The organism is Bacteroides sp. AF25-38AC, assembly GCF_003602995.1.
Classification (GTDB): domain Bacteria; phylum Bacteroidota; class Bacteroidia; order Bacteroidales; family Bacteroidaceae; genus Bacteroides; species Bacteroides uniformis.
In genome coordinates, this window is the sequence record NZ_QTMD01000027.1 from 1 (window position 1) to 21345 (window position 21345).

Annotated in this window: 15 protein-coding genes and 1 pseudogene; 14 read left to right on the top strand and 2 right to left on the bottom strand. The window is 50.3% G+C overall.

Going from position 1 to position 21345, the window contains the following annotated elements:
* Window positions 1–54: 54 nt before the first annotated feature.
* The 5 genes and pseudogenes from DWY55_RS16430 to DWY55_RS16455 all read left to right on the top strand — a co-directional run.
* Window positions 55–549: pseudogene (locus tag DWY55_RS16430) on the top strand (M15 family metallopeptidase); the annotation flags it as partial.
* Between the two features lie 201 nt (window positions 550–750).
* Window positions 751–1998, top strand: coding sequence for a THUMP-like domain-containing protein (locus tag DWY55_RS16440; RefSeq protein WP_120178157.1), 1248 nt, complete (start codon window positions 751–753; stop codon window positions 1996–1998).
* A 273-nt stretch (window positions 1999–2271) separates the two neighbouring features.
* A complete protein-coding gene (locus DWY55_RS16445) occupies window positions 2272–5040 on the top strand; it encodes a TonB-dependent receptor (RefSeq protein WP_005834321.1) in 2769 nt (922 codons plus the stop codon).
* A 60-nt stretch (window positions 5041–5100) separates the two neighbouring features.
* A complete protein-coding gene (locus tag DWY55_RS16450) occupies window positions 5101–6030 on the top strand; it encodes a metallophosphoesterase (RefSeq protein WP_005830908.1) in 930 nt (309 codons plus the stop codon).
* 179 nt (window positions 6031–6209) lie between these two features.
* Window positions 6210–7502, top strand: a complete 1293-nt coding sequence (locus DWY55_RS16455) for a WD40-like domain containing protein (RefSeq protein ID WP_120178158.1) — start codon at window positions 6210–6212, stop codon at window positions 7500–7502.
* Window positions 7503–7511: 9 nt separating this feature from the next.
* Here the strand turns inward: DWY55_RS16455 and DWY55_RS16460 are convergent, their stop codons facing one another.
* Window positions 7512–9317, bottom strand: coding sequence for a mechanosensitive ion channel family protein (locus tag DWY55_RS16460; RefSeq protein WP_119979741.1), 1806 nt, complete (start codon window positions 9315–9317; stop codon window positions 7512–7514).
* A gap of 168 nt (window positions 9318–9485) precedes the next feature.
* Between DWY55_RS16460 and DWY55_RS16465 the strand changes: the two genes are divergently transcribed.
* The 5 genes from DWY55_RS16465 to DWY55_RS16485 all read left to right on the top strand — a co-directional run bounded on the left by DWY55_RS16465 (window position 9486) and on the right by DWY55_RS16485 (window position 15905).
* Window positions 9486–10466, top strand: a complete 981-nt coding sequence (locus DWY55_RS16465; RefSeq protein ID WP_050756856.1) for a calcium/sodium antiporter — start codon at window positions 9486–9488, stop codon at window positions 10464–10466.
* Window positions 10467–10616: 150 nt separating this feature from the next.
* Window positions 10617–11753 (top strand): hypothetical protein, encoded by a 1137-nt coding sequence (locus DWY55_RS16470; protein ID WP_005830912.1) that lies wholly within the window; start codon window positions 10617–10619, stop codon window positions 11751–11753.
* 117 nt (window positions 11754–11870) lie between these two features.
* Complete coding sequence (locus DWY55_RS16475) at window positions 11871–13805, top strand: DNA topoisomerase IV subunit B (RefSeq protein ID WP_005830915.1); 1935 nt, start codon at window positions 11871–11873, stop codon at window positions 13803–13805.
* Window positions 13802–14260 (top strand): pantetheine-phosphate adenylyltransferase, encoded by a 459-nt coding sequence (coaD, locus tag DWY55_RS16480; RefSeq protein ID WP_005830918.1) that lies wholly within the window; start codon window positions 13802–13804, stop codon window positions 14258–14260. Before DWY55_RS16475 ends, coaD begins: the two co-directional genes overlap by 4 nt.
* Window positions 14261–14291: 31 nt before the next feature.
* A complete protein-coding gene (locus DWY55_RS16485) occupies window positions 14292–15905 on the top strand; it encodes a S41 family peptidase (RefSeq protein ID WP_034529349.1) in 1614 nt (537 codons plus the stop codon).
* A gap of 82 nt (window positions 15906–15987) precedes the next feature.
* On the opposite strand, the gene DWY55_RS16490 is transcribed toward DWY55_RS16485, so the two are convergent.
* Complete coding sequence (locus DWY55_RS16490; protein ID WP_120178159.1) at window positions 15988–16590, bottom strand: phosphatase PAP2 family protein; 603 nt, start codon at window positions 16588–16590, stop codon at window positions 15988–15990.
* Between the two features lie 105 nt (window positions 16591–16695).
* Here DWY55_RS16490 and DWY55_RS16495 point away from each other — a divergent pair, with 105 nt between their 5' ends.
* From DWY55_RS16495 to DWY55_RS16510, 4 genes are all read left to right on the top strand, one after another.
* Window positions 16696–17598, top strand: coding sequence for a helix-turn-helix domain-containing protein (locus DWY55_RS16495; protein WP_005834304.1), 903 nt, complete (start codon window positions 16696–16698; stop codon window positions 17596–17598).
* 162 nt (window positions 17599–17760) lie between these two features.
* Window positions 17761–18459, top strand: a complete 699-nt coding sequence (locus DWY55_RS16500) for a succinate dehydrogenase/fumarate reductase cytochrome b subunit (RefSeq protein WP_005830923.1) — start codon at window positions 17761–17763, stop codon at window positions 18457–18459.
* A 36-nt stretch (window positions 18460–18495) separates the two neighbouring features.
* Window positions 18496–20442, top strand: coding sequence for a fumarate reductase/succinate dehydrogenase flavoprotein subunit (locus DWY55_RS16505; protein ID WP_005830924.1), 1947 nt, complete (start codon window positions 18496–18498; stop codon window positions 20440–20442).
* Between the two features lie 33 nt (window positions 20443–20475).
* Window positions 20476–21231: a succinate dehydrogenase/fumarate reductase iron-sulfur subunit gene (locus tag DWY55_RS16510; RefSeq protein ID WP_005830925.1), complete on the top strand. Its 756-nt coding sequence runs from the start codon at window positions 20476–20478 to the stop codon at window positions 21229–21231.
* Window positions 21232–21345: the final 114 nt, after the last annotated feature.

Below are 21345 nucleotides of genomic sequence, written 5' to 3' on the forward strand. Positions count from 1 at the left end.
ATTACCGGGACAGTCTGCCGATTGACTCATAATGACGGAATTTAACGACAGTCCCTATTGTACGAAGACCTGAAAGAAGCCTACCTGCACCCCGATGCCATGAAAAGCCTGAAGCGGGCACAACGCCTACTGAAAGAACAGTACCCCGGCTACAGCCTCATCGTCTACGACGCAGCGCGCCCCTTGTCCGTACAGCAGAAGATGTGGAACGTAGTGAAAGGAACCTCCAAATACATCTATGTCTCCAACCCCTCACGCGGCGGCGGCCTGCACAACTACGGATTGGCGGTGGACATCAGCATACTCGACGATAAAGGAACTCCTCTGCCCATGGGCACCCCGGTAGACCATCTGGGCAGGGAAGCCCACATCACAGAAGAAGCCGTGCTCGTGGCACAAGGCAAGCTGACAGAACAAGAACGTGAAAACCGGCTGCTGCTCCGGCAGGTAATGAAAGAAGCCGGATTCCACCCGCTACCCAGCGAATGGTGGCACTTCAACCGCGTCAGCAGGCAGACGGCAAAGGAGCGATACCGGGTCATCCCTTAACTCTCACCCCCAGCTTGTCCGGAAACTTAAATTTGCTATCGCTTTGACGCGAATGACGCAGATGACGCGGATTTTTAATATTCTTAATCTGTATTATCAGCGTCATCTGTGTCTGAAAAATAATCAGATAGAAAGCTGCGAATTTATGCCCCACTTTGTCCTTTTTGAGATAACTTTGCATCAGAATAAATAAGCCAAGCCATGCCTTTATCCCAAGACACCCTCCGCTTCATCCGCGAGCATCGCCGCGACGACGTGCGCAGCCTTGCCTTGCAGGCACGCCGCTACCCTTCGGTAGACATGCCCGCCGCCATCACACAGATTTCCGGCTGGCAGATTGCCAAAGAGAAGATACCCACATGGGCCGAGAACGAGCATATACTCTACCCCGCCCACCTTTCTCTGGAACAATGCTCCTCCCAAGCAACGGCACAGTATAAAGCGGAGATTATAACTAACCTGCTACATACAGAACAAGAACATCCCGCGCAGGACAGTACCCCCGCATCAGCCGGCACCTTTACCGACCTCACCGGAGGTTTCGGCATCGACTGCGCCTATCTCTCCTCCCGCTTCGGGCATGCCACTTACGTCGAGCGCCAGGAAACCCTCTGCCAGATAGCCGCACACAACTTCCCTGTCCTCGGCCTGAACCACATCTCCGTCTGCCACGCAGACAGCGTCCGCCATCTGCAAGAGATGGAACCCGTGGACTGTATATTCATAGACCCTGCCCGCCGCGACGGACACGGCGGAAAGACCGTAGCCATCGGCGACTGCGAACCCGATATAGCCGCCCTCGAAGAACTGCTGCTGCGCAAGGCAAGACACGTACTGGTAAAACTCTCCCCCATGCTCGACCTCACCCTTGCCCTGAACGATTTGAAGCATGTCCACCAGGCACACATCGTCTCCGTGGGCAACGAATGCAAGGAACTGTTGCTCTTGCTGGGACAAGGCGAAGGAGTGCCGGCAGACGACATCCCCATCCATTGCGTCAACTTCACCGGTGTACCGGCTCCCCAAGCCCTCGTCTTCACCCGCCGGCAGGAGAAGGAGCGTGCATGCCCCTACACCCCTCAACTGAAATCATACCTCTACGAACCGAATGCCTCCGTGCTGAAAGCCGGTGCATTCCGCAGCCTCTCCTCATTGTATAAGGTGGAAAAACTGCATCCCAACAGCCACCTCTACACCTCGGACCACTTCCTGCCGGACTTCCCCGGCCGCAAGTTCCGGATTACCTCCTCCTGCGGCTTCGGCAAGAAAGAAGTGAAAGAGATGCTGGCTGCCGAGAAAAAGGCGAACCTCACCGTGCGCAACTTCCCCGCCACCGTGGCCGAACTGCGCAAACGACTGAAATTGGCCGAAGGGGGAGGCACTTATCTCTTTGCCACTACTCTGGCAGACGAGAAGAAGGTACTTATCCGCTGCCAGGCTACGGGATAAGACACCAACCCCTATACCTTCCCCTGCACGAGATGTACATCTCATGTTGCTCGAGATGTACATCTCATACAGTCCGAGATGTACATCTCGTGCATCTTTAGCATCAGTCTGCCAGATGACGGCAAAGGGAGATACCGCCGAAAGGGTACTACCTCCAAGAATTTATGTAACCTCATTGTAACTGAATCGTTATCTGTTCTTCAACGCTCCGCAACCTCCACGTAACGGTAACCCTCTACTTTTGCGGCAGATTATTAACAGATAATAACAAGTATGAAACAGATTTTGAGAGCATTCTTATTCTTACTCCTATTCACCGCCACCGTCAATACGGCCATTGCCGACGAAAAAGCAAATGTCACGAAACAAGGAACTGTACGTGGACGCATCATCGACGCCACTAAACAAACTCTCCCGGGCGCATCCATCTACATCGAGAAACTACACACTGGCGTGACGAGCGACGTCAACGGCTTCTACACTTTCTCTAACCTTGACCCGGGAACCTATACAGTAAAGGTGAGCTACGTGGGCTACTCTCCCGTAGAACTGAAAATCACCATCCCCGCAGGCCGTACACTGGAAAAAGACGTCGTACTGAACGAAGGCGTGGAGTTGCAGGAAGTGGTGGTAGGCGGCGCCTTCCAGGGACAGCGCCGTGCCATCAACTCACAGAAAAACAACATGGGGATTACGAATGTAGTCTCTGCCGACCAGGTAGGCAAGTTCCCCGACTCCAACATCGGTGACGCCCTTAAACGCATCTCCGGCATCAACGTGCAGTACGACCAAGGCGAGGCACGCTTCGGGCAAGTGCGGGGCACGAGTGCCGACCTCAGCTCCGTCACCATCAACGGCAACCGCGTTCCCTCTGCCGAAGGCGATACGCGCAACGTACAGCTCGACCTCATTCCGGCAGACATGATTCAGACCATCGAAGTGAACAAGGTAGTAACCGCCGATATGGACGGCGACGCCATCGGCGGCAGCATCAACCTCGTCACCAAGAACTCCCCCTACAAGCGTACCATTGCCGCCACCGCCGGAACCGGCTACAACTGGGTGAGCGAAAAGGCGCAACTGAACCTTGGCTTCACCTACGGCGACCGCTTCTTCAACGACAAACTCGGCTTGATTGTATCGGCCTCCTATCAGAACTCACCTTCCGGTTCCTACGACACCGAATTCGTGTGGGAGCAGGATGACAACGGCAAGACGTACGTCAACGACTACCAAATCCGCCAATACTACGTCACCCGCGAACGCCAAAGCTACTCCGCCGCACTGGACTGGGACATCAATGCCAACCACAAACTGACCTTCAAAGGCATCTTCAACAACCGCAACGACTGGGAGAACCGCTACCGTACCACGCTGAAAGACCTTGACCCCGACGGCAACGCCACCGTACGCATACAGACCAAAGCCGGTACGCCGGACAACCGTAACGCCCGCCTGGAACGCCAGCGCACCATGGACTTTGCCCTCGGCGGCGAACACCTCTTCGGCGCCCTCTCCATGGACTGGCACGCCAGCTATGCCAAAGCCAGCGAAGAACGTCCCAACGAACGCTACATCGACTTCCAACTGAAGAAACAGAAGTTCGACATGGACCTGAGCGACGAACGCCAACCCTTTGCCAGCCCCAAAACAGGCTCTACCATGACATTGAACGATGAATTCAGCCTGAAAGAGCTGACGGAACAGCAGGAAGACATCAAGGAGCAGGACCTGAAGTTCTCCGCCAACTTCAAACTTCCCTTCAAGAACGGCAACAAGCTGAAGTTCGGCGCAAAGGTAGTGCGCAAGACCAAGGATAAAGAAGTGGACTTCTACGAATACTCTCCTCTGGACGAGGACGCCTTCATGACGAACAGCCTGGCAAATACAGTGGACCAGACCAACAAGAACTTCATGCCCAACAACAAATACCAGGCAGGCATCTACGCCAGCAAGGAATACACCGGCTCTTTAGACTTGAACAACGCTTCCCTCTTCGAGAAAGAGCAGGTGCAGGAAGAACTTGCCGGAAACTTCAACGCCCGCGAAACCGTGACTTCCGGCTACCTCCGCTTCGACCAAAAACTGACAAAAGACGTGGAACTGATGACCGGACTTCGCATAGAGAACACCAACCTTGCCTATACGGGACGCACCTACGATGCCGACGAAGACCTCACCAGCAAGACCGACCGTCAGCGCAACAGCTACATCAACTTCCTGCCGTCGCTGCTCGTAAAGTGGAATGTAAACGATGACTTCAAAGTGCGCGGTTCGTTTACCCAAACCTTGTCACGCCCCAAATACTCGGCCCTCGTGCCCAGTGTGAACATCAAGCGTTCCGACAACGAAATCACCATCGGAAACCCGGAGCTGAAACCTACCGTCTCCTACAACTTCGACTTGAGTGCCGACTACTACTTCCGCAGCATCGGTCTGATAAGCGCCGGCATCTTCTACAAGAAGATAGACGACTTCATCGTAGACCAGGTGAGCACCAACTACGAATACCAGGGTAACACCTACACCCGCTTCACCCAACCCAAGAATGCGGGCAACGCCAACCTGGTAGGGGTAGAGTTATCCTACCAGCGCGACTTCAGCTTCATTGCTCCCGCTCTGAAATGTGTAGGTTTCTACGGAACGTACACCTACACCCACTCCCGTGTGGAAGACTTCAACTTCGAAGGTCGCGAGAATGAGAAAGACTTGAGCATGCCAGGCTCTCCGGAGCATACCGCAAATGCTTCCCTATACTTTGAGAAAGGCGGTCTGAATCTGCGCCTGAGCTATAACTTCGCTTCCGATTTCATCGACGAAATGGGAGAAAGCACCTTCTACGACCGCTACTACGACAAGGTGAACTATATGGACGTAAACGCCAGCTATACCTTCGGAAAGAAGTTCAAGACTACCTTCTACGCCGAAGCCAACAACCTGCTGAACCAGCCGCTACGCTACTACCAGGGCACAAAAGACCGTACCATGCAGGCAGAATACTACGGCGTGAAAGTGAATGCGGGAGTGAAGATTAATTTTTAAACAGCGAATTCTATCTCAACAAGTTATCAACATTAACTACTCAACAATTTAATAATGACAATGAAGAAAATATTCCTTTTACTGTTTATTGCCCTACTCGGCAACGCAGCCATTGCCCAAATCACCGATTACTCCATCTTCGACAAGAAGTTCAACTTCTACGTAGCCAACGACCTCGGCCGTAACGGCTACTACGACCAAAAGCCCATCGCCGAACTGATGGGACAAATGGCAGAAGAAGTAGGCCCCGAATTCGTTCTTGCCACCGGCGATGTACACCACTTTGAAGGCGTACGTAGCGTGAACGATCCGCTTTGGATGACCAACTACGAACTTATTTACAGCCACCCGGAGCTGATGATAGACTGGTTTCCCCTGCTGGGCAACCACGAATACCGCGGTAATACGCAGGCTGTGCTCGACTACAGTAATATCAGCCGCCGCTGGACCATGCCCGCCCGTTATTATACCAAGACGTTCGAGGACAACGGCGCTACCATCCGCATCCTTTGGGTAGACACCGCCCCGATGATTGACAAATACCGCAACGAAAGCGAGACCTATCCCGATGCCTGCAAGCAGGATTACCAGCAACAACTTTCCTGGATAGATTCCGTACTGACTGCCGCCAAAGAGGACTGGGTTATCGTTGCCGGACACCATCCCATCTATGCCGAAACCCCGAAGGACGAGAGCGAACGCGCGGATATGCAGGCACGTCTCGATCCCATCCTGCGCAAGCACAAGGTGGATATGTACATCTGCGGGCACATCCACAACTTCCAGCACGTACGCGTGGCAGGCAGCGACATCGACTATATCACCAATTCTGCCGGTTCGCTCGCCCGCAAGGTGAAGCCCATCGAAGGGACCGTATTCTGCAGCCCCGAACCGGGTTTCTCCATTGTATCGGCCAGCAAAAAGACACTGGAACTGCGCATGATTGACAAGAAAGGGAATGTATTGCACACGGTGACGCGCAGCAAATAATCCAAGCCGGCACGCAAGCAGGCGCATTCCCCCGAAGCCCTGCCGAACAACCACTTTCCTCCCACGAAGCAAAAGACCATGTTTCGTAGGAGGATTTTTCCATCTCATACGACAAAAACAAAGCCTATCCGCAGGAATACAAGAAAAAGCCCTATATTTGCATTTGTCAATACATAACTATGATGAAGAAGATACACTTCCTGCTACTAATCAGCCTGCTACTTGCCGCTTGCAGTGATGACGACAAAGAGAAACAACCCGCTTTTGTGACCAATATCACCATATCCGATGCCGGAAAGACCTTCAATCCCGGTGATGCCGTGACCGTCAAAGCCGACGGCTTGCAGAGCGGCGACCAAATCATATTGGACATCTACTGGCCGATAGCCGACAATCCTCTCTTTCCCGAAGGGTATTCACGCTACACACGCGCCGTTACCACGGAGCAAACCACCAACAGCATTACTTTCCTTGCCCCCGGACACTGGCCCGCCTCACGGGTAGAAATGTTCCTGGAACGGGCAGGACAGCTTCAGCCTCTCGGCCAGATTTCGGTAGCCGACGGACAATCCCCCGAAGAACCATATCTCTACGGTATCACCAACTCCCACGCCATTTACACACCGACCGTTCCCCGCGGCATCACCCGTATCGACCTGGTAACACAAGAAATATCGGAAGTAATCCAGTTCCATGACGACGAAGATTTCCACCTTGCCGCCAACATCCCCGGCACCAACATCCTCTGCGGGATACGGGAGAAAGACGGCAGTAGTTTCATCGACGGATACGACCTCTGCATGCACTATTGGTGTAACCCGGTAGAACGTAACGCAATTACCATCTGCTCGGACTTCAACAACACTGTTTCCCTGGAAATGGCCGGAGATAAGCTCCTCACCTACTGTAGCATCTCTTATCCGGTATATACCCGGTTGAATATGCCACCGATACATACTCCCGAAATACCATTACCGGATGGACTGAAGCCCGAATCCCTCTCACGCTATCCGGGCGTGATAGCCGACGCCCACATGCTGCTCTCGGCCAACAACGGCGACGGCACCTTCTCGCCCGTCGTGATAGACATCGCCAAAGAAAAGATGCATTGCTACGACCCCATCAAGGCCGAAGCCTTGATACCTTTCCGGATTATGGAACCATCCCCCGAAAACCCAAACAGCCTGCGATGCAAAGGAGGCTATATCGTTTCCCGTGCCAATGGTGGAGATACGCAATTCTGCTTATGGGATACTACTGCCGGAAACTTGAAAGAGCCTTTCGCCACCTACCCCAACGCCGTACGCTCCGCTGCCATGTACTACTCCAAGGACGGGCAGACAAGGAAACTCTACGTGCAGTTTGCAGGCTATCGTGAAGGCGACTTCATCGAAACTTATGATTTCCAGACAAAGAAATGGAGGATGTTTATGTTCTACGTACCGTTTGCAGAGATTTTACTGGCACGATAACCGGCTCCCTTACTGCTTTTTCTCCCGCAAGTCATCCTTGGGTATGGTCGTCTCACTGCCGTCACGCGTAGCTATGTAGTGAGGAGACATGATTTCGATGCCTGCTTCGTTGAAGGCATCCTGGATATTCTGATGCAAATCAGAGTAAATCTGGCTAAGGCTGTTGGCATCCCTGATATAGGCATTCACTTGATAAACCGGATAATAATCCTGAAGGGAAGTCTCCAATACAAACGGACGGGGATCATCTATCACTCCAGGAGTATTCAATGCAGCCTCTATCAACAGCTGATGTGTCTTCCGCCACGGAACATCGTAGCCAATACTGACCTCCGAATGGATAATCAATCCATACTCACGGGCAGACTGGCTGTAATTGACCGTATGGGAAGACATGATGAAAGAGTTCGGAATGGTCACCACCTCATTCTTCGGAGTACGGATGCGGGTGACGAGCGGTGTTTTCTCAATGATGTTGCCCGTAGTATCGTTCAGCTTGATGCGGTCACCCAGCTTGAAAGGCCGCATGTAGGTTATGACCAGTCCTGCAATGATATTGCCGATAACCGTACTGGAACCGAGCGAAACAATCAAGCCGACAAACACGGAGATTCCCTGGAAGACTCCCGACTTGGAACCCGGCAGATAAGGGTAAATCATGGCAATCATAAACGCATAAAGCAAGAAGCGCACAATATGATAGGTAGGAATGGCCCAATCCGGATAGAAGCCGTTTATCTTCAGCCGTTCAGCCTGCACCTCATTGGCAAGATAACGCACCAGTCTGACCAGATACTTCACCGCATAGCATATCACAAAGATAGTGAACAGATTGGGTATATAGTCGGCTATTCCATTCAAGATGACCTTTATAGGATTCCAGATGTAGGAGAATAATGTATAAGCCAAGCTCTTGGTCTGAGGGAAAATGGAGAATAATAACGGAACCGTCAGCAGCAACTGCAACAGCATGACTACATAACGCACCAGGTTGGCAACAAACACCAGCAGGTTGACCTGCTTCTGCGTATCCAGCAATTCATAATCCTGAATAGAGATCGGTTTCAGCTTGGTATCCTTCAGCTTCTGAATGCGTAGTTTGAGTTTTCTGAACAGCCAGTTGGTAAACTTGAACAAGAAGAACTGTCCCACAAGCACCAGGATAAAGTACAAGATACGCTTACCCAACTGCCACAAGCTATGCTCCTTCTGCATGGCTTTCAGTTTGTCCACCACGACATGCCTCTTGTTGGCGGCCAGCTGGTCGCGGGTACAGTTTTCCCACAAAGCATCCTGATCGGTAAAGGAAATGATGACCTTTTCGCCATACATCAAGTCTGTAACAATATCCGTACTCTCTAAATAAACAGAGTCCGGACGCAGATTGAAACGCGTGCCCAATGCTTCGATGACGTTGCTTACATCTTTGGCTCGCTGTTGGGGCGTATGCCCTCCACGCTTGGCATACAGATAGAACAAAGTGTCCTTCTCCACCACCACCGGAATACCCGGTGTCACCGTCCGCAACGAATCAATGCGTTGTTTCTGCAATGCCAGCTTCACCGAATCGGCCGCATAGCCCGCCAACTTCATCTGCTCCATTTCCATCCGCAGGTTCGCCTCATTCAGCCGGGCTGTTTCCAACTCCTGCCGGACAAGCGACAACTGAATCGAATCGGAGTCAGTCCTTGCCACTGTGACACTCCCCACACTATCCTCACCTAAAACACTGAGCACTTTATCTACCAACTGAGCTGACACTCCGTCTGCCAGCATCAACAGCCAACAAAGACAGAAAGCACGGATAACCTTCATATATAAACTTCTTGATTTGATTCTTTAATTATGCAAATATACCCAATAAATGCTTCAAACATACGGAATGTTTTTAACTTCCTACTCTAATCGACATAACTTTTTCATGCAAACATGAAAGTTCTGTATCCGGTTTGCACTATCTTTGTACTCAAAATTGACATACCTATGGATATATTGTTTCTTGTCGGAGGACTGCTCCTCATTCTTCTGGGTGCCAATGGCTTGACAGACGGTGCCGCATCCGTTGCCAAACGTTTCCATATACCGTCCATCGTCATCGGGCTTACCATTGTTGCCTTCGGCACTTCCGCACCGGAACTCACCGTCAGCATATCCTCTGCTCTCAAAGGCAGTGCAGACATTGCCATTGGCAATGTGGTGGGAAGCAATACGTTCAATACCCTGATGATTGTGGGTTGTACGGCCCTTTTTGCCCCGATAGCCATTACCCGTAACACACTGAAACGCGAAATCCCCCTTTGCATCCTTTCATCCTTCGCCCTGCTGATTTGTGCCAACGACGTCTTACTGGACAGCAGTGGGGAGAACATACTCAGCATCACCGACGGCCTATTGCTGCTATGCTTCTTTACCATTTTCCTGAGTTATACTTTTGCCATTGCAAAAAGGGATGGAAGTATGAAGGAACCGGAAAAGGAGCACTTACAGGAAGAAGACGAAATCAGGCTGTTACCCGCGTGGAAGTCCGCCCTATACATTCTCGGCGGACTTGCCGGCCTCATCATCGGAGGTAATTTCTTTGTAGACGGTGCCAGCGGCATAGCCCGCGGATTGGGTGTCAGCGAATCCATCATCGGGCTGACGCTCGTAGCAGGCGGCACTTCACTGCCCGAACTCGCCACCTCCATCGTAGCCGCCTTGAAGAAAAACCCCGAAATAGCCATCGGAAACGTCATCGGAAGTAATCTCTTCAATATATTCTTCGTACTGGGTTGTTCGGCCTCCATCACTCCACTGCGTCTGACGGGCATCACCAATTTCGATTTGTGGGTACTCGTAGGGTCCAGCATCCTGCTTTGGCTGTTCGGTATCTTTTTCGGGAAACGCATCATCACCCGGGTGGAAGGAAGCATTCTGATTCTCTGCTACATTGCCTACACAGCGGTACTGATATACAACCTCTAACAGCAAATTTACAAACACCCTACGCGGTATTTTAAAGATTATCACGTATTTTTAAATAAGGCAAGCTGTACCTCGGCATAAAAAATAAGCAAGCTTATTTTGTTCTGCTCTCAGTTTGCATTACCTTTGTGGTCTCAATATTGAACAACTATGGCAATTACAATCAAGAAAGTAACCACAAGACGGGAACTGGAGCGCTTTATCCGTTTCAACTACCTGCTATACAAAAACAACCCTTATTCCGTCCCCGACCTTTTCGATGACATGCTCAACACCTTCAACAAGAAGAAAAACGCTGCATTCGAATTTTGTGAAGCCGACTATTTCCTGGCTTATCGGGAAGGTAAAATCGTAGGACGTGTAGCTGCCATCATCAACCACAAGGCAAACCAAACCTGGAACAAAAAGGAAGTCCGCTTCGGCTGGATAGACTTCATCGATGATGCGGAAGTCTCCGATGCCCTGATTCGCACCGTGGAAGAATGGGGAAAAGAACGGGGAATGACACATATACAAGGCCCGCTGGGATTCACAGATTTCGATGCCGAAGGTATGCTCATCGAAGGATTCGACCAGCTCAGCACCATGGCCACCATTTATAACTATCCCTACTATCCGCAACATCTGGAACGCATGGGCTTTGAGAAGGATGCCGATTGGGTGGAATACAAAATCTACATTCCCGACGCCATACCCGACAAGCACAAGCGCATCTCCGACCTCATCCAGCGCAAGTATAACCTCAAGGTAAAGAAATACACATCTGCCAAGAAGATTGCCCAAGACTACGGTCAGGCCATCTTCGAACTGATGAACGAAGCCTATCAGCCACTCTATGGCTATTCTGCACTGAGCCAACGGCAGATTGACCAATACGTCAAGATGTACCTGCCCATCCTCGACCTACGCATGGTGACATTGATTACCGATGCCGATGACCAGCTGCTTGCCGTAGGCATTTCCATGCCGTCACTCGCCGAAGCGTTGCAAAAAGCCCACGGGCGCCTGCTTCCTATGGGTTGGTATCACCTGGCCAAGACCATCTTCTTGAAGAAATATCCCAAGATGCTCGATTTGCTGCTGGTTGCCGTGAAACCGGAGTATCAGAACAAGGGGGTAAATGCATTGTTGTTCTCCGACCTTATCCCCGTCTATCAGCAACTTGGTTTCGAGTATGCCGAGAGTAATCCGGAGCTGGAGCTGAACGGCAAGGTGCAAGCGCAGTGGGAGTACTTCAAGACGGAACAGCATAAACGGAGAAGATGCTTTGTGAAAGGAATAAAATAAGTTCTAAATCCAGAATATAAGCTTGTCAGAAGTCCATAAAAGACATTATTTTTTTGCGAACCCCCGAATTTCTCATTACCTTTGTCGCAATGCGCAATATGAAGGAATAACGTACTTATGGAAGATAACAACAATATGACCCTGCCACTGGAAGAAGCAGACAACAATATCACAGAGAGCCCCGTTTCCAGCGTGGAATATACCGACGACAACATCCGCCACCTCGACGACATGGAGCATATCCGTGTCCGTTCCGGTATGTACATAGGCCGTCTGGGCGACGGCTCACAGAACGATGACGGTATCTATGTGTTGCTGAAAGAAGTGATGGACAACAGCATCGACGAGTTCAAGATGGGTGCCGGAAAGCGTATAGAAGTGACTATAGAAGACAGTCTGCGTGTCAGCGTACGCGACTATGGACGAGGCATTCCGCAAGGCAAACTGGTAGAGGCGGTCAGCAAACTGAATACCGGGGGTAAATATGATTCAAAGGCTTTCAAGAAAAGTGTCGGACTGAACGGCGTGGGCATCAAGGCGGTCAATGCGCTGAGTAGCCGTTTCGAGGTACGCAGTTACCGCGACGGCAAAGTACGTACCGCCATCTTCGAGAAAGGAACGCTGTTGAGTGATGTGACCGAAGACTCGACAGAAGAAAGCGGAACCTATATCTTCTTCGAACCGGACGCCACACTCTTCCTGAACTATTCCTTCCAGAACCAGTTCGTAGAAACCCTGTTGCGCAACTACACCTACCTGAATACGGGCCTCACCTTCATTTACAACGGCCAGCGCATCGTTTCCCGCCACGGGCTGGAGGACTTGCTGAAAGACAACATGACCAGCGAAGGCCTTTACGACATCATCCACCTGAAAGGAGAGGACATCGAGATTGCCTTCACACACACCAACCAATACGGCGAAGAGTACTACTCCTTTGTCAACGGGCAACACACCACCCAAGGCGGCACACACCAGACTGCCTTGAAGGAACACATTGCCCGTACCATCAAGGAGTTCTACAACAAGAACCAGGAATATGCCGACATCCGCAACGGACTGGTAGCCGCCATTGCCATCGACGTGGAGGAACCCATGTTCGAGAGCCAGACCAAAACGAAACTGGGCAGCAACAACATGTGGCCTGCCGCGCCGCAGGAACACAAGCCCGCCGGCCCCACGGTGAACAAATACGTAGGAGACTTCATCAAGACGGAAGTGGACAACTACCTCCACAAGAACCCGCTTGTGGCCGAAGTGATGCTGCAAAAGATACAAGACTCCGAGAAAGAGCGCAAAGCCATTGCCGGCGTCACCAAGCTGGCACGCGAACGCGCCAAGAAAGCCAACCTGCACAACCGCAAGCTGCGCGACTGCCGCTACCACTTGAGTGACGGTAAAGGCAAAGACCAGGAAACCGAATCCTGCATCTTCATTACCGAGGGAGACTCCGCCAGCGGTTCCATCACCAAGAGCCGCGACGTGAATACCCAAGCAGTATTCAGCCTGCGTGGTAAACCGCTAAATTCCTACGGACTCACCAAGAAAGTAGTTTATGAAAACGAAGAATTCAACTTGCTTCAAGCAGCCTTGAATATAGAAGACGGCATAGAGACACTGCGCTACAACAAAGTCATCGTAGCTACCGATGCCGATGTGGACGGCATGCACATCCGCCTGCTCATCATCACCTTCTTCCTGCAGTTCTTCCCCGACCTGATAAAGAAAGGGCATGTATATATCCTGCAAACCCCTCTCTTCCGCGTGCGCAACAAAAAGAAGACAAGTTATTGCTATACAGAGGAGGAACGTGTGAAAGCCATTGAAGAACTGGGTCCCAACCCCGAAATCACCCGATTCAAAGGTCTGGGAGAAATCTCGCCCGACGAGTTCAAGCATTTTATCGGCAAGGATATGCGTCTGGAACAAGTGTCCCTGCGCAAGACAGACCTCGTAAAAGAGCTGCTGGAATTCTACATGGGTAAGAATACCATGGAACGACAAAACTTTATTATCAACAACTTGGTTATAGAAGAAGATTTGGCATCATGAGAAGAGCTATCTTTCCGGGAACATTCGACCCGTTTACTATCGGACACTCTTCGGTAGTGAGCCGTGCACTGACTTTTATAGACGAAATCGTCATAGGCATCGGCATCAATGAAAATAAGAATACGTATTTCCCCTTGGAAAAGCGCGAACAAATGATACGAGACTACTACCGGAACGAGCCGCGCATCATTGTGCAGTCCTATGACTGCCTGACTATCGACTTTGCCCGGCAGGTAGATGCCAGTCTGATAATACGCGGCATACGCACCGTGAAGGATTTCGAATACGAGGAAACCATTGCCGACATCAACCGCAAACTGACCGGCATAGAAACCATCCTGCTCTTCACCGAGCCGGAACTTACCTGCGTCAGTTCCACCACCGTGCGCGAACTGCTGCAATACGGCAAGGACATAAGCATGTTCATACCGGAGGGAATGGAGATTAGGGATTAAGGATAAAGGATTAGGGATTAAAATGGAAATGATGAAAAAACTATTTACTATTATAATATGTATATGCGCGGTGACGGCGCAAGCGCAAAAGCCGAACAATGAAGCCCTGCGCAAACTGCAAATGGCAGAGTTTGCCATCACCAACCTTTATGTGGACAAGGTGGATGAAGACAAGCTGGTGGAAGAAGCCATCATCAAGATGCTGGCACAACTCGACCCGCACTCCACCTACAACAACGCCGAAGAAGTGAAGAAGATGAACGAGCCGTTGCAAGGCAATTTCGAGGGCATCGGCGTACAGTTTCAGATGATAGAAGATACCCTGCTTGTGATACAACCCGTGAGCAACGGACCTTCCGAGAAGGTGGGCATCCTTGCCGGCGACCGTATCGTAGCCGTCAATGACAGCGCCATTGCCGGAGTAAAAATGAGCACGGAAGATATTATGAGCCGCCTGCGCGGACCGAAAGACTCGGAAGTGAAACTCACCATCGTGCGCCGTGGCGTGGACGACCAGCTGTACTTCACCGTGAAGCGTGACAAAATTCCCATCCTCAGCCTGGACGCATCTTACATGATACAACCCAAAACCGGCTATATCCGTATCAACCGCTTCGGGGCAACCACCGCCGAAGAGTTTGCAGAAGCCCTGAAAAGCCTGCAAAAGAAAGGAATGAAAGACCTCATCCTCGACCTGCAAGGAAATGGAGGAGGGTATCTGAATGCCGCCATCGACCTTGCCAACGAATTTCTGAAGCAAAAAGAACTCATCGTCTACACCGAAGGAAGAGCCGCACGCCGCAGTGATTTCTTTGCCAAAGGTACGGGCAACTTCAAGAACGGCCGTCTCATCATATTGGTGGACGAGTACTCCGCTTCTGCCAGTGAAATCGTGACCGGAGCCATCCAGGACTGGGACAGAGGCGTGGTAGTAGGACGCCGCACCTTCGGCAAGGGATTAGTACAGCGTCCTATCGACCTGCCGGACGGTTCCATGATTCGCCTCACTATCGCCCGCTACTATACTCCTTCGGGCCGTTGTATCCAGAAGCCTTACGACAGCACCGCCAACCTCGACGGCCGCCTAACCGGCGAGAACAGTCAGGATAAGTATAACCAGGAACTGATAGACCGCTTCAATCATGGAGAAATGATTCATGCGGACAGTATCCATTTTGCCGACTCCCTGAAAGCACAGACCAAGCGTATGGGACGTACCGTTTACGGAGGTGGAGGTATCATGCCCGACTTCTTCGTCCCCATCGACACTACCCAGTACACAGACTATCACCGCAACCTCGTAGCCAAAGGCGTGGTTATCAAAGCCACTACCGGCTACATCGAGAAGCACCGGAAGGAGTTGCAGAACAAATACAAGAAATTCGAAGCCTTCAACGAGAAGTTCGAGATAGACGATAACTTCCTTGCCGAAATACGTACGCTTGCCGACAAAGAGAAAATCAAGTTTGACGAGAAACAGTACAACCAATCCCTACCGCTCATCAAGACACAACTTAAAGCCTTGATAGCCCGTGACCTATGGGACATGAACGAATACTTCCAGGTGATGAACAGCACGAACCAGAGCGTGCAGCAAGCTCTAAAAGTGCTGAACGAAGGCATCTACAGCACTATTATCCAATAGCCGACTTGAAACAAACTTAGGCGCGGATTATGCGGATTTAGTTTATCTAACTCCGCGTATTCCGCGTAATTCGCGCCTAAAATCATTCTCCGAACAGACACTTATTCAGCCACTTGTTGACGTAGATGTTGACCACAGCACATCCAGCACCGATTGCAGCCCCCGCCAACACATCCGACGGATAATGCACTCCCTCGTTCATACGGGAAACTCCCACGGAACAAGCCCACAGGGCAGACGGAGCTATCACATACCATTTAGGATACTTTACACTGAGCGAGGTGGCAAGGGCAAAAGCCGTCGCCGTATGTCCAGAAGGAAAAGACGGGCTGCCTTCATGGCTATATGCATGCACTCTGTCGGGATATTTATCATAAGGACGCTCACGGTCCACCAGATATTTCATTCCATAAGTCACAACAAAAGCCCCCGCTACACTTGTACCTACGTAGACCGCATCTTTCAGCAAACCCTTATCATGTTTTATCCAAGCGGCAACCGCCATCGCCACCGGAACACCGACAGCAACATAGGGCTCCGAACGTGAAATTATCTTATTATAGTTACGGACAAACTTGCCATCCCAACTGTTAACCCGGTGCAAAGTGTTAATATCCCAATTCTGTGCCGAAAGACCGGATACAACAAGGCAGATAAAATATACAAAAAAAATAGCCTTTTTCATAAGTCCTTTATATTAGTTTGACGCAAAGATAGGACAAATAGATAGAGTTTTCACAAAAAAATTCTATCTTTGTTGCCACATTTATAATAATTCGCTAATCATTTCATGAGACTGGAAACTTGCTGCAACCGACAGATTGATTGTATGGTATGTCCCCAAAAATCAGAAGGAGTATTGGTTTACCGCCACTACCCCAAGGGACAACATTTCTCTGCTGAAAAGTGCACACAGAACTGCATGATATTTATGCTGAAAGGTGAATTACTTGTAAACAGTGACGAATATCCGGGCACCACTCTCCAAAGCCGCCAGCTCATCTTGCAAGCCATCGGCTCCAAAGTAGAACTCCTGGCTTTGACCGAAGTGGAATATATTGTGTATTGGTTCACCGAGCTTCCTCTGATTTGCGAAGAGCGCTACAAGGAGATACTGAAACGCTCGGAAGCCCCCTTGACTTATACCCCGCTTACCGCGATTTCCATGCTCGAAGGGCTCCTGAAAAGCCTTGCCTGCTACCTCAACGAGCAACCCTATGCGTGCAGCAAATACATTGAAATGAAATGCCAGGAATTGGTATACATATTGACATGCTACTATCCGCTACACCAAATCAGTACATTCTTCTACCCCATCAGCACTTATACGGAAAGCTTCCAATATTTCGTCATGCAGAACTACGACAAGGTGAAGAATGTGGAAGAGTTTGCCCACCTCGGTGGATATACCACCACCACATTCCGCCGTCTGTTTAAAAATATGTATGGGGTCCCGGTCTATGAATGGATTCTGGACAAGAAACGTGAAGGAATTCTGAACGACCTGCAATACACCAAACAACGCATTTCAGTCATCAGCGCCCGCTATGGCTTTGATTCCCTATCCCACTTTGCCCACTTCTGCAAAGACTCTTTCGGAGACACGCCCCGCGCCCTGAGAAAACGTTCAGCAAACGGAGAAAAGATTTCCATTATCTGCAAAGAGCAAGGCAAAGACCAGGAGGACGAGTAAACCTTTTACTTGTCCGTAAACTTCGCATTCTGCCGGATTACGGAATTATTTCTTTAATCGCTTGCTTTATCGCTGGATTTCTCCTATTTTTGCGAAACATTTACAGAAGTATCCTGATAGAACAAATTTTCAAACTATTAAATAACTTAAATTCAATCATTTATGTGGTTAAGTAATTCATCTGTAGGAAGGAAAGTGGTGATGAGCGTTACCGGTATCGCCCTTGTCCTGTTTCTGACATTTCACATGGCGATGAACCTGGTTGCATTAGTCTCGGCTAATGGCTACAACATGGTTTGTGAGTTCCTGGGAGCAAACTGGTACGCATTGGTGGCTACGGTAGGTCTGGCTGCCTTATTCATCATCCACATCATCTACGCTTTCTGGCTGACTATGCAGAACCGTAAGGCACGTGGTAGCGAACGCTATGCCGTTACGGAAAAGCCCAAGACTGTGGAATGGGCTTCTCAAAACATGCTCGTACTGGGTATCATCGTAATCGTGGGTTTGGGCCTGCACCTGGTAAACTTCTGGGCTAAAATGCAGCTTCCCGAGTTGATGCACAACATGGGCATGCATGCTGACACCCTCACGCTGGCATATGCAGCCAACGGTGTCTATCACATTCAGAACACCTTCAGCAATCCGGTATTCGTAGTGCTTTACCTTGTTTGGCTGGGCGCATTGTGGTTCCACCTCACTCACGGTTTCTGGAGCTCCATGCAGTCTTTGGGCTGGAACAACAAAGTATGGATTAACCGTTGGAAATGTATCTCCAACATCTATTCTACTATCGTTGTCCTCTGCTTCGCTCTGGTAGTTGTCGTATTCTTTGCAAAATCATTGTGCGGCGCTTGCTAAATTCAAATTGTAAATGACTAAATTGTAAATTGCATTATGACTAAGATAGATTCTAAAATACCGGAAGGACCGGTGGCTGAGAAATGGACCAATTATAAGGCTCACCAAAAATTAGTAAACCCTGCCAACAAACGTCGTCTGGACATCATCGTAGTAGGAACCGGACTTGCCGGTGCCAGTGCTGCCGCCTCTCTGGGCGAAATGGGTTTCAGAGTATTCAACTTCTGCATCCAGGACTCTCCGCGCCGTGCACACTCCATCGCTGCACAAGGTGGTATCAATGCTGCTAAGAATTACCAAAACGACGGTGACTCTGTATACCGTCTGTTCTACGATACAGTAAAGGGTGGCGACTACCGTGCCCGCGAAGCCAACGTTTACCGTCTGGCTGAAGTATCCAACAATATTATCGACCAATGCGTTGCACAAGGTGTTCCTTTCGCCCGCGAATACGGCGGTACACTGGACAACCGTTCTTTCGGTGGTGCTCAGGTATCCCGTACTTTCTATGCCAAGGGTCAGACCGGACAGCAGCTGTTGCTGGGTGCATACTCTGCATTGAGCCGCCAGGTGAACGTAGGCACTGTGAAACTGTATACCCGCTACGAAATGGAAGACGTTGTCCTCATTGACGGACGTGCCCGCGGTATCATTGCAAAGAACCTCGTTACCGGTAAATTGGAACGTTTTGCCGCCCACGCTGTGGTAATCGCTACCGGTGGTTACGGCAATGCCTACTTCCTTTCTACCAATGCAATGGCATGTAACTGCTCTGCAGCAATGGCTTGCTACCGTAAAGGTGCCTGGTTTGCCAACCCTGCTTACGTACAGATTCACCCCACTTGTATCCCGGTTCACGGTGACAAGCAGTCTAAGCTGACTTTGATGTCCGAATCTCTGCGTAACGATGGTCGTATCTGGGTTCCGAAGAAGCTGGAAGATGCCAAGAAACTGCAGGAAGGTACACTGCAAGGAAAAGATATTCCCGAGGAAGACCGCGACTACTACCTGGAACGCCGTTATCCGGCATTCGGTAACCTCGTTCCGCGTGACGTTGCCAGCCGCGCTGCCAAAGAACGCTGCGACAAGGGCTTCGGCGTGAACAACACCGGTCTTGCCGTATTCCTTGACTTCTCCGAAGCTATCAACCGTCTGGGTAAAGATGTCGTTGCACAACGTTACGGCAACCTCTTCGATATGTATGAAGAAATCACTGATGTCAGCCCATACGAAAACCCGATGATGATTTATCCGGCTATCCACTATACCATGGGTGGTATCTGGGTTGACTACGAACTGATGACCTCCATCAAGGGACTGTTCGCCATCGGTGAATGTAACTTCTCCGACCACGGTGCAAACCGCCTCGGTGCTTCCGCCCTGATGCAAGGTCTGGCCGATGGTTACTTCGTATTGCCTTACACTATCCAGAACTATCTGGCCGACCAGATTACAGTTCCCCGTTTCTCTACCGACCTGCCCGAATTTGCAGCTGCAGAAAAGGCCGTTCAGGAGAAGATTGACTGGATGATGAACATCAAGGGTAAGAAGTCTGTAGACTCTATCCACAAGGAACTGGGCCACATTATGTGGGAATATGTAGGTATGGGACGTACGGCCGAAGGCTTGAAGGAAGGTCTGAAGAAGCTGAAAGAAGTCCGCAAGGAGTTCGAGAAAGAACTGTTCATCCCGGGTGACAAGGAAGGTATGAATGTAGAACTCGACAAGGCTATCCGTCTGTACGACTTCATCACTATGGGCGAGCTGGTTGCTTACGATGCACTGAACCGTAACGAAAGCTGCGGCGGTCACTTCCGTGAAGAATATCAGACTGAAGAAGGCGAAGCCAAGCGTGACGATGAAAACTACTTCTACGTGGCTTGCTGGGAATATCAGGGTTCTGACGAAAAGGAACCGGTATTGCTGAAAGAGCCGCTGGTTTACGAAGCAATCAAGGTACAGACTCGTAACTACAAGAGCTAATCGGGAAGTTGAACATTTAAAGAATTAAAGAAAATGGATAAAAATATATCATTTACGCTCAAGGTATGGCGCCAGAAGGGTCCGAAAGCAAAAGGCGCTTTTGAAACATACCAAATGAAAGATATCCCGGGCGATACTTCATTCCTCGAAATGCTGGATATCTTGAACGAACAGCTGATTTCTGAAGGTAAAGAACCGGTTGTATTCGACCACGACTGCCGCGAAGGTATCTGCGGTATGTGTTCGCTCTACATCAACGGACATCCCCACGGTCCTGCAACCGGCGCTACGACTTGCCAGATTTATATGCGTCGTTTCAACGACGGCGATACCATCACTGTTGAACCGTGGCGCTCTGCCGGTTTCCCGGTTATCAAGGACTTGATGGTCGACCGTACGGCCTACGACAAGATTATGCAGGCAGGCGGCTACGTCAGCGTACGTACCGGTGCTCCCCAGGATGCCAACGCTATCCTGATTCCGAAGCCCATCGCTGACGAGGCTATGGATGCTGCCAGCTGTATCGGTTGTGGTGCTTGTGTGGCTGCTTGTAAGAACGGTTCTGCTATGCTGTTCGTTTCTGCCAAGGTGAGCCAGCTGAACCTGTTGCCCCAAGGCAAACCGGAAGCATTGCGCCGTGCCAAGGCTATGTTGAGCAAGATGGACGAACTCGGTTTCGGTAACTGTACAAACACTCGTGCGTGCGAAGCTGAATGCCCGAAGAATGTTTCCATCAGCAACATTGCTCGCCTGAACCGCGACTTTATCATTGCGAAACTGAAAGACTAATCCGGTCTTTCTGCAAATAATATAGGATGCGCTTCGGATAAACCTTTTGAGCAAGCTCAGATTTATCACTCAGCTTTCACTATATTTGATTAATATCACAAGAGACTCCTCTGC

Coding starts and splice junctions, on each gene's coding strand:
- DWY55_RS16475 (WP_005830915.1), top strand. CDS start 11,871: ATGGAAGATAACAACAATATGACCCTGCCACTGGAAGAAGCAGACAAC.
- DWY55_RS16490 (WP_120178159.1), bottom strand. CDS start 16,590: ATGAAAAAGGCTATTTTTTTTGTATATTTTATCTGCCTTGTTGTATCC.
- coaD (WP_005830918.1), top strand. CDS start 13,802: ATGAGAAGAGCTATCTTTCCGGGAACATTCGACCCGTTTACTATCGGA.
- DWY55_RS16460 (WP_119979741.1), bottom strand. CDS start 9,317: ATGAAGGTTATCCGTGCTTTCTGTCTTTGTTGGCTGTTGATGCTGGCA.
- DWY55_RS16510 (WP_005830925.1), top strand. CDS start 20,476: ATGGATAAAAATATATCATTTACGCTCAAGGTATGGCGCCAGAAGGGT.
- DWY55_RS16450 (WP_005830908.1), top strand. CDS start 5,101: ATGAAGAAAATATTCCTTTTACTGTTTATTGCCCTACTCGGCAACGCA.
- DWY55_RS16495 (WP_005834304.1), top strand. CDS start 16,696: ATGAGACTGGAAACTTGCTGCAACCGACAGATTGATTGTATGGTATGT.
- DWY55_RS16440 (WP_120178157.1), top strand. CDS start 751: ATGCCTTTATCCCAAGACACCCTCCGCTTCATCCGCGAGCATCGCCGC.
- DWY55_RS16445 (WP_005834321.1), top strand. CDS start 2,272: ATGAAACAGATTTTGAGAGCATTCTTATTCTTACTCCTATTCACCGCC.
- DWY55_RS16505 (WP_005830924.1), top strand. CDS start 18,496: ATGACTAAGATAGATTCTAAAATACCGGAAGGACCGGTGGCTGAGAAA.
- DWY55_RS16455 (WP_120178158.1), top strand. CDS start 6,210: ATGATGAAGAAGATACACTTCCTGCTACTAATCAGCCTGCTACTTGCC.
- DWY55_RS16465 (WP_050756856.1), top strand. CDS start 9,486: ATGGATATATTGTTTCTTGTCGGAGGACTGCTCCTCATTCTTCTGGGT.
- DWY55_RS16470 (WP_005830912.1), top strand. CDS start 10,617: ATGGCAATTACAATCAAGAAAGTAACCACAAGACGGGAACTGGAGCGC.
- DWY55_RS16500 (WP_005830923.1), top strand. CDS start 17,761: ATGTGGTTAAGTAATTCATCTGTAGGAAGGAAAGTGGTGATGAGCGTT.
- DWY55_RS16485 (WP_034529349.1), top strand. CDS start 14,292: ATGAAAAAACTATTTACTATTATAATATGTATATGCGCGGTGACGGCG.